A 13570-nucleotide genomic window follows, 5' to 3' on the forward strand; every position below is an offset into this window, starting at 1 on the left:
TCTATATTTAGTGCATGATACTTGTTGCAGATAGTGGCTCATCAAAAACCGATTGGATGGGCTATCTTGATGGTGAGACCATTAAGTTCAATACCCCTGGAATAAATCCTTATTTTTTAAATGAGCAAGACATCAGCAAGCTGATTTTGAAAAATGAAACTGTTGTTCAATACGCCGATCAGGTGAAGGAAATTTACTTTTTTGGGGCAGGCTGTTCATCTCCCGATAAACATGAAGTAGTTTCAAACGGACTTTCGGCTGTATTTACCAAATCATTCATCTCGGTAGACCATGATTTACTCGGATCTGTATATGCTACCTGTGGCAGCAGTGAAGGTTTAAATTGCATCCTGGGCACAGGCTCAAACATCTGCTATTTTGATGGAAAGAAGATTCACGACGGGCACCATGGCTTAGGTTATGTGTTGGGAGATGAAGGATCAGGAACTTTCTTCGGTAAGAAGGTATTATTGGCTTATTTATATAATAAAATGCCCGCTTTGCTGGCTGCTCAATTTAAAAAAGCATTCCCTGCAGATAAAGAGCAGATTATTACTAATGTGTACCAGAAGTCTTTCCCTAATATTTACCTCGCCGGCTTCAGCCGCTTTATGGCGAATCATAAGGATCATCCTTTTATCCAGGAAATACTGAGAACGGGGTTCCAGGAATTTGTAGATACCAATGTGAAAGACTATCCTAAATACAAAAATGTTCCTTGTCATTTTGTAGGTTCTATTGCCTACTATTATCAGGATGAACTTATTGCTGTTTTGAAAGAAAACAAGATCGAGCCCGGAAAAATACTTCAGAAGCCCATAGATGAGCTTTTTAACTTCATTCTCGAAAAAGAAGGTATTATTAAGCAAGCCAGCTAGGTACCTGTTTTTGGGGTATAAACTTATTGTTAAAATATTCTTAAGATTTTAAACATAAGCACATACATTTTGTTATAATTTTGGAAGCAGAACAATTGCGCAGAACATATGAAGAGAATATTAGTAGTGGACGATGATATTGAAGTTTTAGAAACTATTCAATTGATACTTGAAATTGGTGGATTTAAAGTTTCCGCACTTAATGACGGTGAAGAAGTATTTAACCGCATTGAAAGCTTTAATCCAGATCTCATTTTACTGGACATTTCCCTGGGCCACATTGACGGACGTGTTTTATGTGAACAATTAAAATCCATTGAAAGTACGTCTAAAATCCCAATTCTGCTGATATCTGGTTTATATGATCAGAAAGATTTTACCACACTGAATTATGGACAGGATGATTTCCTTTCAAAACCTTTCCAAATGGATGTGCTTTTGAAAAAAATAGCAAAAATCCTCTCACTGGAACAAGACCAGAGTCATTTACTGAATTAGTTCATATATACTTATCACAAAGCCAGGAAACCAAAGTGTTTACCTGGCTTTTTTATTCACCCTCTTTATGTTTCCCGTCCGCTTTCTGTCATTTTGACAAATAACACTGTTTGGAACAGGCATTGATATGCAAGTGTAGATTAAATAATTTATTTACATATGAGCATACAGGAAAAAGGAAATATTTCGATTCACACTGAGAATATTTTCCCGATAATTAAAAAGTTTTTATACTCGGATAACGAGATTTTTCTTCGCGAGCTGGTTTCTAATGCTGTTGATGCTGTACAGAAAATTAAAAGACTTGGGTCATTAGGTCAGTTTAATGGCGAAGTTGGCCAGCCACTCGTAAAGGTTGCGGTTGATAAAGACGCTAAAACCATTACCATCAGCGACAATGGATTGGGTATGACTGCCGAGGAGATCAAAAAATACATCAACCAGGTAGCATTTTCAGGCGCCAGCGAATTTGTTGAAAAGTTTAAAGATGCTAAAGACGCCAACGAAATCATTGGTAAATTCGGTTTAGGCTTTTACTCAGCATTCATGGTTGCAGATCTGGTAGAGATTCAAACACTATCTTTCCAGGAAGGTTCTGAACCTGCCCGTTGGGTTTGTGATGGAAGCACTGAATTTGAAATTACAGAAGGTAACAGAACCACCCGCGGAACTGATATCATCCTACACGTAAACAAAGATTCTGAAGAGTTTCTGGAAGCCTCGAAGCTTCAGGAAATACTGGATAAGTACGCTAAATTCTTACCTGTGCCTATCCAGTTTGGTACAAAAACCGAATCGGTAGAAGATGGTGAAGATTCAGAAGGAAAAAAACAATATAAAGATGTAGAAGTTGATAACATCATCAATACTACAAACCCGATCTGGACAAAGGCACCTGCAGATTTGTCAGACGAAGATTACTTAAGCTTCTACCGGGAATTATATCCGTTCAGCGAAGAGCCATTGTTCTGGATCCACCTGAATGTAGATTATCCATTCAACCTAACTGGTGTTTTGTATTTCCCTAAGTTGAAAAACGACTTTGAAATGCAGCGCAACAAAATCAAGTTGTATTCACGCCAGGTATTCATTACCGATGAGGTAAAAGACATCGTTCCGGAATTCCTGATGTTACTTCATGGAGTGATTGATTCACCAGATATTCCACTTAACGTATCACGTAGTTTCTTACAGGCTGATAGCAATGTAAAGAAAATCAATAACTACATCACCAAAAAAGTAGCAGACAAGCTTTCTGAACTTTTTAAACAAGACCGTAAATCTTTCGAAGATAAATGGAAAGACATAGGTTTGTTTGTAAAGTATGGTATGATCAGCGAGGAGAAATTCTATGACAAAGCTAAAGACTTCGCTTTGGTTGGAAATACCAAAAGTGAGCTGTTTACTTTAAATGAATACAAAGAGAAAGTAGCACCGTTGCAAACCGACAAGAATGGAACAGTTGTTTACCTATACTCTAATGATGCCTCGAAACAAGATGCCTTCATCCAATCGGCCAATAAAAAGGATTACGATGTACTGGTGCTGGATTCTCCTATCGACAATCACTTCATTAATCAGCTGGAGCAAAAACTAGAGAAAACGACTATTAAGCGTGTAGATTCTAGTGTTGCGGATAAGCTGATTGATAAAGACGAAGTTAATGAACATGTGTTAAGTGAGGACCAGGTAAAAGAAGTAACCACTATTTTCGAAAAAGCCATTACCAAACCAGGTATGCAGGTAGAGGTAGTTGCCTTAAACCCCGACGAATTACCGGTAACAATTACCATGGATGAATTCATGCGCCGGATGAAAGACATGGCTGCTATGGGTGGCGGTATGGGCTTCTATGGTCAGATGCCAGATAGTTATAAAGTTGCGATTAACGGAAACCATAAGCTGGTAAGCAAAATTTTGAAAACTGAAGGCGAGGAACAAAGCAACCTGGCTAAGCAAGCTGTTGATTTAGCTTTATTGGCTCAGGGAATGCTAAAAGGTGCAGAGCTAACAGCATTTGTAAGCAGAAGCGTAGAGTTGATTTAAACTAATCTACTTTTAACATAAGAAAGAGAAGCTAGCGCTTCTCTTTTTTTGTTTTACGGCATGAGTACATCAATTTATCACCTTAGACAACGAACACTTAGTTTCATAATATTAATTACTATTCCTTAACTCAGGTAAGCTAAGGTGCCTTAGGTGTTGATAGAAAAGGAAACCTCGCAGCATATTCACCACCTTAAACAACGAACACTTAAGTTTCATAATATTAATTACTATTCCCTAACTCAGGTAAGCTAAGGTGCCTTAGGTGTTGATAGAAAAGGAAATGTGTAGCGCAGACTCAGAAACCTGAGATGGTGATTAAAACCCAAATGCCGTAAAACAAAAAATCCTGATGGTGATCAGGATTTTAGGGTAAGAATTTTCGGGAACTCTTAGATTAAAATAAATATTTTTCGACTATGCCGGCTTGTGCTCAACTTTGAAGTAATCTTTATGATCTTCAATCATTTTAGCAATTGTTGCTGCTTTAGTATCTGTAAGTTTAAACTCAAATGCTGGTTCCTGGTTCTTTTTAGAACGCACCATTTTATCTGTATAAAAGCGGTAAACCAATCCGTTAGTAAGCAGACCGTACTTAGCTTTAGTTTTGCGAAAATACTTTGATAAACGTGAATCGTGAATATCAAGGTTATCATCGTGGTGTTTACATTCTACCAAAATGGTCGGCTCGCCGTCTTTCATAATGGTATAATCTACTTTTTTGCTTTTCTTAACGCCAAAATCCAAAACAGCTTCAGTCTGAACTTCTGAAGGATCGAAACCTAAAATCTGAATAAAGGGCATTACTAACGCATTTCTGGTTAAGTCTTCGGACTGCACCTGAGGAAGCATCTTCTTAACTCTCGTGGCAAATTGGCCAATTTCATCTTTCAGTTCCATGTTAACTTATTGATTATATTTTTATAGGGATGATTAATTGCTGCAATACTGGTTAAATACAGTATTTACATTAGAAATGATCTGATCTAAACCTCTCTTATCGAAGAAGTTTCTGTTCAACATCGCAACCATATAGTTCAACTTGGTTACATCTGTTGCCTGCATTGCAGACTGAAAATTTCTAATTCCGTCTTTAATTGCCTGTTGTACATAGGTACGTACAATTAAAAACGATTTTTTAAAAGCAAATTCAGTTTCACGCTCACCTCTGTTGGGTGCATAGAAATTAAGTTTGGTGTATTCTTTTTGCATTCTCTGATAGATATCAGCAGAAATTGCCTGATTACCAATGATCCCTTTGTAATAAATATTGTTTAATAAAAACTCGTATTCGTTGTGTCTCATTGCAATGTTTCTTAGGGTATTATTTTAATAATCTTTTTGTGTTTACCAACCCATTATTGTATGGCCTGTTTTTAATTTGCTTATCTACAGGCTACACAAGATTGGGCAGGCAGATGTTGTTTTTAATTGAAGATGTTAATCATTCAATTATTTGTTTTTGGCAAACAGTATAAAGATTAGAAAAAGATTAGGGTACATTTATTTTTTTACATGAACCCGTTAGTTTATTACATGAAACCTGAAGTCCATTACACAAAAACAATAGCCCTATTTTTTTTTTGATACTTTGCTGAAGCCATTCCTTTTTTTATTTAACTTGCATCAATTCACTCCAAACAGACAGAATAAGAAATCATGAATCTAAAATGCGTTGTGATAGACGACGAGCAACATGCAATTGAGGTGCTAACTGACCATATTGCGGAGATGCCAGGTCTTACAATTTTTAAGACATTTACCAGCCCTGTTCAGGCATTGACAGAGATCAGTGTAGACGATGAAATTGATTTATTGTTCATGGATATTGATATGCCTGGAATCAATGGAATTGAACTGGCTAAAAACATCAGGGAAAAGAGTAAGTATCTTATCTTTACAACAGCTCACCCCGACTATGCCCTACAGGCATTCGATGTGCAGTCAGACCAATACCTGCTGAAGCCGATATCATTTGCAAAGTTTGCTCTGGGAATTGACAGAATCCTAAAAAAAGAGGCTAATAATGCTAAGGCTTCGCTTAAAGAAGTAGAACAGGTTTCTGCTCTTTATATCAAAGGCGATCACAAGTATGCTTTCTCCAATATTGCGATTGATGAAATATTATATATCAAAGCTTTACAGAATTACATACAAATTATTACCAAATCGGAGACGCATACCACGTACCTTACCCTGAAAGAAATCGAAAAAGCTTTGGAAAACCACGCCTTTATCCGGGTAAATAAATCGAATATTGTGGCTAAGTCGGCAATAAAAAAGGTTGATGGAAATATTATCCGTTTAGTAAATAACGAAATGATCCAGATTGGCGAAGGCTATAAAGAAGCTTTCTTCGCCTATGTACAGAGTAGTTTATTGAAATCTAACAGAAGTCAGTAAACCAGTTAGATAGCAACAATCCAGCTCGTCATTACAGTATGGCTTTGATCACCTGTGGGATTGGTACTGAAATTATTCTGATTTTTGACGTTTTTAAAAACGAAAACAGTTTTCTTGGCAAGTTTTGATGTATTCTGATTTTTCATGATGAATTTTATATTGAAATGATGAATTGTTATAAGTATTAAATTGCAACAATCCAGCTTGTCATTACGGTATGGCTTTGATCACCGGTTGGGTTAGTAGAAAAGTTATTCTGAGCTTTAACATTCTTAAAAACAAAAACCGTTTTCTTAGTAAGTTTTGATGTATTTTGATTTTTCATGATGAATTCTTTTTTTAAATGATGAGGGTGAAATAGATATTAGATTGCAACGATCCAGCTTGTCATAACGGTGTGGCTTTGATCACCAGTTGGATTTGTAGAAAAGTTATTCTGAGCCTTAACATTTTTAAAAACAAAAACAGTTTTCTTTGCAAGTTTCGAAGTTGTGGTGTTGTTATTTTGAGTTGCCATTTTAATTATTATTTAGTTGTATTTTTCGTTGTTATTAATTTCTGTAAAGGTGCGCCGTTAAGTTTAGGCTATCCATTTTTTTACACAAACCCTAGCATTTAAAAGATAAAAACCTCATTTACGTAGATAAAAACCTAAAAAATGTCTTTATTACCCTTTCAAAAATTTTTCAGAAACTATAAAATCCATTTATTAATCTGGAGTTTGTACATCATATATGAAGTATTCATTTTAGGATATGCAAGTAAAAGATTCAGGGAACCTGGTGACTATGTCATTATTTACCTGGTCAACATTTCTACTTTCTACCTTTATGCTTTTTTTCTAAAAAAAATTCTAAATGATCAAAAGCTTTCACTTAGAATAATAAAGATTTCCTTGCTGATTGTATTCATTATTATAAATTATACCATCTCAACTTATATTCTGATTATTCTCTTCGAGAAAATTAAATTGATCGAAGAAAACTCATCCCCAGCTTTCGATAAAAATTTCATTGTACCGTGTATTTATCGCTCAATACTTTTCATTGGTTATTCTACCGGCTACGTCTACATCCTGAAATCTTTTGAAGATAGGAAAAAAGTAGAAGCACTTGAACGTCAAACCCTTGTTACACAAATCGAAAAGCAGACTTTGGAAAATGATTTGGTGCAATCGCAAAATAACTACCTCCGGAGTCAGATTAATCCTCATTTTTTATTCAATACATTAAATTTCATCTATAACGATGCGCGCAAGAAGGCACCCATGGCTGCAGACGCAATTATGAACCTGGCAGAAATGATGCGCTATGCATTAAAAAGACCCGAAGCATCGGAAATGGTTCCGCTAAATGAGGAAATTGAACAAATTGAACACCTGATCAACCTCCATAAGCTTAGAACAGCGAATACAATTAATCTGGAATTGGAAGTGGTTGGTGACTTATTTGGTTTACGCTTCCCCCCGCTTATCCTCCTTACTCTGGTGGAAAATATTTTTAAGCACGGTAATGTTACGCACTCCACACAACCTGCAGTAATTAAAATTGTATACGAAAATAACAACTTAAATATCACAACCATCAATATGGTAAACGATAATAAAGGAAAACAAACTGAAAGTCATCACGTTGGAATAGACAACATTAATAAACGTTTGGCCAACTTTTATGGCGAAGATTATTTATTCAGATACTACAGGGATCCTTTGAACAGATACATTACAGAAATCGATATCGACGTCATCAATCCACTGGCTAAACTCAACCGTTAACAACTCATAGCCTTTTGCCTTTGCAGCTCTTTGAGCAAAAAGTAGTACATAACCATTTCGTAAACCCGTTGATCTTTATTGAACAGACGGTTAACATGCATGTGCATCAGGTCGCTAAAGAGTTTAAAACGCCTTTGAGATGGACATTCCCCCAATGTCTTAATAAAGCTTTGGGCAAAAGCGGTAACTTTTGCCTGCTGCGCATCAGTAAATGCTTGAGGTAATGCGTTCTTAAACAACTGATACTGGCTGTTTAGCTTTTTGAAATCCGACGCATCAAGCTCATGTTCCTCATTGAATACGTCAGATATGAGTTTTGCCAGACTGATAAAATCTTTACCGTCGAAATCTACCGCAGCTTTAATCATCGCGATCAGGTTCAGGCAGTACCAGTATTTGTCAAATGGTTCGGATATTGTTTCAAATAACGACAGCACATATTCGCTATCAATATTGAAATGATCTTCAACCGCCACGATCAACTCAGCACCATAACGGGCAAGCTCTCTCTTATAGGTTTTGATCTGGACATCAGAAATCAGTCCGCAACTTAGGTATAAGTCAAGACCGCCCACAAAAGCGGAAGTAAGCAGCTGCCCATCTTGCCGATCATTTAGTAATATTCTAAAGCGAATGTGGTTTCCCCCCTCATTATACCGGATAAAGAACCAGCTTTTGATGTGATCAGCATATTGGTCGACGAAAGGTGCAATAGTGTCCGCCAGGATCTGATCAGTACGTTGCTGATGGCAGAAAATTTCAAAATACAGCCACTCCTCTCCGGGTGGAAAGCTTTCTTTCACCTCTAAAAAAGAATCCGGCTGACTTATTCCATGATAAATTTTCTCCTTATGGTAAAGACCCAGAACGAACTGGGCGAGATAGGGCTTCCCGTACTCATCCATCACCGCGTTGGCATCGGGTAGCACCACTTCTTCAATGTAAAAGCTTTCTTGTTTCTGTATGTATAGCAAAAAGGCGCTTAAATCTTCATCACGATCCAAATGAAAACACAGGGTTTGATCCGACAGGCCTGTTTTAAAATAGGCACTTACATTCCTGTGTTTCAAATAATCCCTGCACTGTTCAATGGCTATCGGTTGTTTGTCGTGGTAGAAATTTGCCTTATAAAGCTTCCATTTACGGGGACTCAACACCACGTTCTGATACTGGAGTCGCGGATAGTCATCCATTTCCGGAAATAAGCCATCCAGCGGAAGTGAAAGACTCGTTTGGGCATGATGGTGTTGTAAGTCGCACAGCATACGGAACACGGATAAATCAGACCTCGTATAATTGTAAGCAGATGCCATTTTCGGAACTATCCGCTTGTTCAGACTTTTGGACCTGAGAATGATTTCCGAGTTTCTGATGGAAATCTGAATGTCATTGAGTGAAAGTGGTTCTCTGGAGGTATCAAAATTTAAAATCGAAAGCTGGTGCTGATAAACCAGCTTCCTCCGGTTGATATTATCTACTGAAGCCTCAACCATATAGGCCACATCAAAAAACAACACATCCGGATTTGCCTCCTGCTCAATAGCAGCAATTTGTTTACAATAGGTTTCCACGGCACCACTGGCCATCGTAAAACGTCCACTTAGTGCATTTGCCGTCGGCCCGCCAATCTGATCTGCAAAGATTAAACCATCTGCAATCCGTAAAAGCATACTGATAGAGTTTGGTAGCGGATTCCTTTTTCCCAGGGGCGGAATGGAAAGCTTATTCAGGAAAATCGTTTCTCCATCTTTAAACTGTTGTGTATAAAGCTTTTGCGATATTAAAGCCTTCACATCCCGGCCATCCGGTTTTTTCTGCTTGCGGATGCCAAGCTGCGTAATTAAATCATCACCATTCCCGGCGTGCTCCAGTTCATCATAACCCACTCCTAATTCGGGGTCAAGGGCATGCATAAGGGGAACTTCCTTACCTTCAAATTTCTTGATAAATTTCTTTATAAATAACGCTAAGGCTTCCCGTTCACCTGCAGGAAGAATACCCTGCATAAAAGCTATGGCATCTGGTATGCTTTGTAAATCCTGTTGTGAGAGACTGCCCCAGGCATTTCTTTCTGCAATGATATAGGTGGGCGAATCAACCTCCGTTTTTAAACCTATCCGGGTGAAATAATCTTCCCCTATAATATTTGCATCATAATTGGTAAAAATCAGCTGTAAATCGTGCATGTCGCGTAGCAGGTCGTGAAGGGCCAAGGTTCCCGGTTCATCCAGACCCAGTTTCTCTGGCAGGTCATTTAACCGAAGGGGCACCAGGCAGGCATGCAGTATTTGAAGCACCAGGCCATCCTGTTCAATCTCGGCCAGCTCAAATAAACCATTGCTACAGGCAATGTACCGGATGGTATCGGGCAGCAGATAAAAGCTACTGTTACTGAATATTAAACAGTTATTGGCAATTAACTGACTAAAATCAAAATTGATATTATTTTTTAACGGCCAATCCATCAGGGATGTTGAATGCTGCTCACGATTGATCGTAACAGGCGTTACATCAGCAGAAAACGCGTGGTTTAATATACTGAAACTGGCAAAGGTTCCGTAGGGTGTAGATCGAAATTTAGCACGGTTAAAATACTTCCAGATCGTAAAGTAAACCTTTGGCGGTAACGCTGAAAGTTCACTGGCACTTACATCCTTAATGGTTTCATAAAAATCCGATGATGATATGGCAATGGCCGCTTTTAATTCCTCCCAACAATCTGTTAATTCGGTTAAATAAGAAAACCTTGGGGTCCTGAATACTACTGTGGGGTGGATATTAACTTTCATTTGCAGGTTGTGAACAGGTGAAAATTACAAAGATTATTTTGAAAATATAATAAACAAAATTCACGCACTGCCCTTACCGCCGTCATTATGAATAATCCCCGGCTGCTACAAACCAAAAAGAGGCTGCTTTTTAAGGCAACCTCTTGATTATAAATGATTAGATATGTTCTATTTTTTGGTAACCTTAAACTCAGTCCTTCTGTTTTTTGCCCTTCCTGCTGGATTGTCTTTCTTCTTCCTGCCGTAGCCAATTGTATTTGGAGCGATAGGCATAGATTCACCATATCCCTTAGAAGTCATTCTGTTGGCAGCAATACCTTTACTGATCAGATAATCTACACAAGATTGTGCCCTGCGGTTGGAAAGGTCAAGGTTATACTCATCGGTACCAATATTATCCGTATGTGCACTTAACTCAATTTCCATTTCAGGATTATCCTCCATAATCGGAATCAGGAAGTCGAGTACCAGTTTCGATGGTTCGGTCAAATCAGCACTGTCAAACTCATAGTACACATTATCGAGTGTAATCGGAATGCCCAGCTTAAAAGGACTTAAACAGTAATCCTTATAGATCAGTGTATCGGCTTTTGCCAATTCCTCATAAGGATAGGTTTTCGTAATGGTAAAATAATTATCTTTTGAAAAAGCCAGTTTAACCGGGCGTTTTGAATCTACCTGAAAAGTATACACCCCATCAGTACCGGTGGTCATTTTTTGTTCGCTCTCTACGTTGGTTAGCGTAACCGACGCATCTGCAAGTGGTTTTTTAGTTTTACAGTCCGTTAAAATACCCTTAACCGTTAGGAATTCTTTTCTGATTTCGAAAACTTCTAAACAGCATGACGATTCCCTGTCCGAGCTAATGAATCCTCTTGTCCCATTATTATCTGTCGCTGTGAAATAAACATCATCTTTTGAGGAGTTAAAAGGATAGCCCAGGTTTTTAGGTTTGGCCCAGGTAATCAGGTCGCCCTCAGCTTCAAAGAAATCAAGACCGCCGAGCCCCACCCTGCCATCTGTACTAAAAAGGAGTTTTTTAGTTCTAACATTATAATATGGAGCGCGTTCGTCGTCTTCCGTATTGATGTCGGCACCCAGGTTAACCGGTTGCCCTAAAGTTCCATCTTCGCGGATGGTACAGAACCAGATATCATATCTCCCAAAGCCCCCGGAACGGTCAGAAGAAAAAAGCAAATACTTACCGTCACCAGTTACAAAAGGTTGTGTTGAATTGAAATCCCTGCTGTTTACTTCCAGACCAAGCGGTAAGGGGTCGCTCCATTTTTCACCGGTTCTCCTGGCACTATAAATGGAGTAGTTCCCTTTGTCTATCCAGCCGGTAAAGTATAAGGTATTGCCATCAGGCGAAAAGCTTGGTGCCGCAACTTCTAAATTTTTTGGAAAAGTAATATCTACTGATTTAACTGAAACATCAGCTGCGGTTAAATCTCCGCTTGCTTTATACAGGTTATTAATAAATGGGTTGTTTTTTGTTGACACCTGCACTTCGCCTGCATCCGTTTTAACAATATCCTTTTTGCTTCCCACCGCAACCGGACGTGAGGAGGTAAAATAGAAGTCGCCATTGATTTTTACCGGGGCATAGTTGGAGCCTAAACCATTGATATGACCTGGCATTTTCTTAATCTGAACCATCCTTGGGAAACGCATTTCTTCAATGGCAAATTTGCATGACTCAATTTCTTTCTGCGCATCTTTGGTTAACGGATCACCTGCATTTTTTTGTATAAACTGTGAGAATGCGGTTATGGCCTGCGTAAACTTTCTGTTGGCCCTTAGCGATTCTGCATAATAGAAAAGTGCTTTTCTAAAGCGCGTATTGCTGAAAGTGATGGCCACGCCATAGTATTTCTCAGCCTCGTTAAACTCCCTGTAAAGTCTGCTCGACTCGGCCAGGTTGTAAATAGAGCCTTCATAATCTTCGATCACCCGCTCGTCAGTCGCTGTTTTTCTTTCCTTTCCATAAGGCAAAACCGCCTGAGCACTATCGCCGGTAATCTTTAATGCCTTTTTATAGAAAGTAGATGCTGCATAGTAATCTCCGTTCTCGAAGTAAGTATCGGCAACTCTTTTATAATTGACCACATATTGGGCATGTGCAAAACCGCAAAAAGCTATTAATAAAATGAGTAATGTTTTTTTCATTTTCTTAAATTATAAACGTGGACAAAAGAAGTTTGGACCGATAATACCATTACGTCCGATCAGTGAAATGGATAATTCTAAACCACCATTGCTATTGGAAGCGCGATTAAATGACGATGTATTTACATCATAACTTAAACCAAATACCATGTTTTTTAATTGTAACCCCACAAAAGCAATTGCGGCATCTTTTAAACGATAGTTACCGCCAAAAAGAATATTTGCGCTTGGGTTAACATTCAACTGGGCATATGCACCCAGAGAAGTTTCGCTGGTATTTCCCTGCGACATATACAAGGCATTGGGAACAATATCCAATAGTTGGGATGCTTTTATACGTGCACCACCATGTGCAGTAAAACGAACCGGGATACGGGAGTTCGTTCCGGAAAAGCGATCCATCGGGCGGGTTAAATGCGCAGCACTAACACCTGCAAATACGTTCACATTCTGGTTAGGATTTCCATCAAAAAACATTACACCCGCATTCACATCCGGTACAAGTGATGATTGCGAAGAAAGCGTCTCCCCACTCATCATCCCGCCGTCATAACCCGAAAGCGGATTAAACTGGTTTCCGAAACGCGCCTGGGAAAAATCAAAACTTCTGTTAATCACTCCCGCCTGTAATCCAAAATTTACTGTCTGCAAACCCTCTCTACCAAAACGTAAACGGTACGACCCGGAAACGAGAGCGGTGAGGTAGTTAAAATCTAACTCACCTGCTCTTTGGTTTAATACGGTTGCACCGAAAGCGAAATTCTTTTTGGGGGCAAGATCAAAAGATGCTCCCCCGGTTAAAAACGAGCTGTTAAGTGAACTCCATTGTTGTTTGAAGTTTACCGAACCACGGTAATCACCATCAATAACGCCTGTTAATGCCGGGTTTAACCAAAGCGGATAGGCATAATACTGTGAAAAGTGGGGATCCGTTTGTGCAAAGGATTTAGTTGTACACAACGCTAATCCAACTATTGCCACATATATTTTAAAAGCCGATAGTAGTTTCATGG

13 protein-coding genes are annotated in these 13570 nt (G+C 38.7%); 5 read left to right on the forward strand and 8 right to left on the reverse strand.

Annotated elements, in window-relative coordinates; all coding sequences use genetic code 11:
• Positions 1-14: 14 nt before the first annotated feature.
• The 3 genes from AB669_RS08505 to htpG all read left to right on the forward strand — a co-directional run bounded on the left by AB669_RS08505 (position 15) and on the right by htpG (position 3422).
• Positions 15-878 (forward strand): N-acetylglucosamine kinase, encoded by an 864-nt coding sequence (locus tag AB669_RS08505; RefSeq protein WP_047798844.1) that lies wholly within the window; start codon positions 15-17, stop codon positions 876-878.
• Positions 879-986: 108 nt separating this feature from the next.
• Positions 987-1376 (forward strand): PleD family two-component system response regulator, encoded by a 390-nt coding sequence (locus AB669_RS08510; protein WP_047798845.1) that lies wholly within the window; start codon positions 987-989, stop codon positions 1374-1376.
• A 159-nt stretch (positions 1377-1535) separates the two neighbouring features.
• Positions 1536-3422: a molecular chaperone HtpG gene (gene htpG / locus AB669_RS08515; RefSeq protein WP_197082377.1), complete on the forward strand. Its 1887-nt coding sequence runs from the start codon at positions 1536-1538 to the stop codon at positions 3420-3422.
• Between the two features lie 417 nt (positions 3423-3839).
• Here htpG and AB669_RS08520 read toward each other — a convergent pair whose 3' ends face one another.
• A complete protein-coding gene (locus AB669_RS08520; protein ID WP_047799076.1) occupies positions 3840-4322 on the reverse strand; it encodes a type I restriction enzyme HsdR N-terminal domain-containing protein in 483 nt (160 codons plus the stop codon).
• Positions 4323-4355: 33 nt separating this feature from the next.
• The gene (locus AB669_RS08525; RefSeq protein ID WP_047798846.1) at positions 4356-4727 is read right to left on the reverse strand and encodes a hypothetical protein; all 372 of its coding nucleotides are present in this window, start codon (positions 4725-4727) and stop codon (positions 4356-4358) included.
• A 354-nt stretch (positions 4728-5081) separates the two neighbouring features.
• Between AB669_RS08525 and AB669_RS08530 the strand changes: the two genes are divergently transcribed.
• Positions 5082-5825, forward strand: a complete 744-nt coding sequence (locus AB669_RS08530; RefSeq protein ID WP_047798847.1) for a LytTR family DNA-binding domain-containing protein — start codon at positions 5082-5084, stop codon at positions 5823-5825.
• Between the two features lie 5 nt (positions 5826-5830).
• Here the strand turns inward: AB669_RS08530 and AB669_RS22125 are convergent, their stop codons facing one another.
• The 3 genes from AB669_RS22125 to AB669_RS22135 are packed head-to-tail and all read right to left on the reverse strand — an operon-like array spanning position 5831 to position 6342.
• On the reverse strand, positions 5831-5971 hold the full coding sequence (locus AB669_RS22125; RefSeq protein ID WP_156166706.1) for a hypothetical protein: 141 nt from the start codon (positions 5969-5971) through the stop codon (positions 5831-5833).
• A gap of 38 nt (positions 5972-6009) precedes the next feature.
• Complete coding sequence (locus AB669_RS22130; protein WP_156166707.1) at positions 6010-6150, reverse strand: hypothetical protein; 141 nt, start codon at positions 6148-6150, stop codon at positions 6010-6012.
• Between the two features lie 39 nt (positions 6151-6189).
• A complete protein-coding gene (locus tag AB669_RS22135; protein WP_156166708.1) occupies positions 6190-6342 on the reverse strand; it encodes a hypothetical protein in 153 nt (50 codons plus the stop codon).
• Between the two features lie 141 nt (positions 6343-6483).
• On the opposite strand from AB669_RS22135, the gene AB669_RS08535 reads away from it, so the two are divergent.
• Complete coding sequence (locus tag AB669_RS08535; protein ID WP_047798848.1) at positions 6484-7599, forward strand: sensor histidine kinase; 1116 nt, start codon at positions 6484-6486, stop codon at positions 7597-7599.
• On the opposite strand, the gene AB669_RS08540 is transcribed toward AB669_RS08535, so the two are convergent.
• The 3 genes from AB669_RS08540 to AB669_RS08550 form a co-directional block, all read right to left on the reverse strand.
• A complete protein-coding gene (locus tag AB669_RS08540) occupies positions 7596-10388 on the reverse strand; it encodes a lantibiotic dehydratase (RefSeq protein WP_047798849.1) in 2793 nt (930 codons plus the stop codon). The two genes, AB669_RS08535 and AB669_RS08540, sit on opposite strands and share 4 nt — an antisense overlap.
• A gap of 168 nt (positions 10389-10556) precedes the next feature.
• Entirely contained in the window at positions 10557-12557 is a 2001-nt protein-coding gene (locus AB669_RS08545; RefSeq protein WP_047798850.1) for an OmpA family protein, read from the reverse strand.
• Between the two features lie 9 nt (positions 12558-12566).
• Positions 12567-13568 (reverse strand): PorP/SprF family type IX secretion system membrane protein, encoded by a 1002-nt coding sequence (locus AB669_RS08550; RefSeq protein WP_047799077.1) that lies wholly within the window; start codon positions 13566-13568, stop codon positions 12567-12569.
• Between the last annotated feature and the right edge of the window lie 2 nt (positions 13569-13570).

Source organism: Pedobacter sp. BMA (genome assembly GCF_001027745.1).
Lineage (GTDB): Bacteria > Bacteroidota > Bacteroidia > Sphingobacteriales > Sphingobacteriaceae > Pedobacter.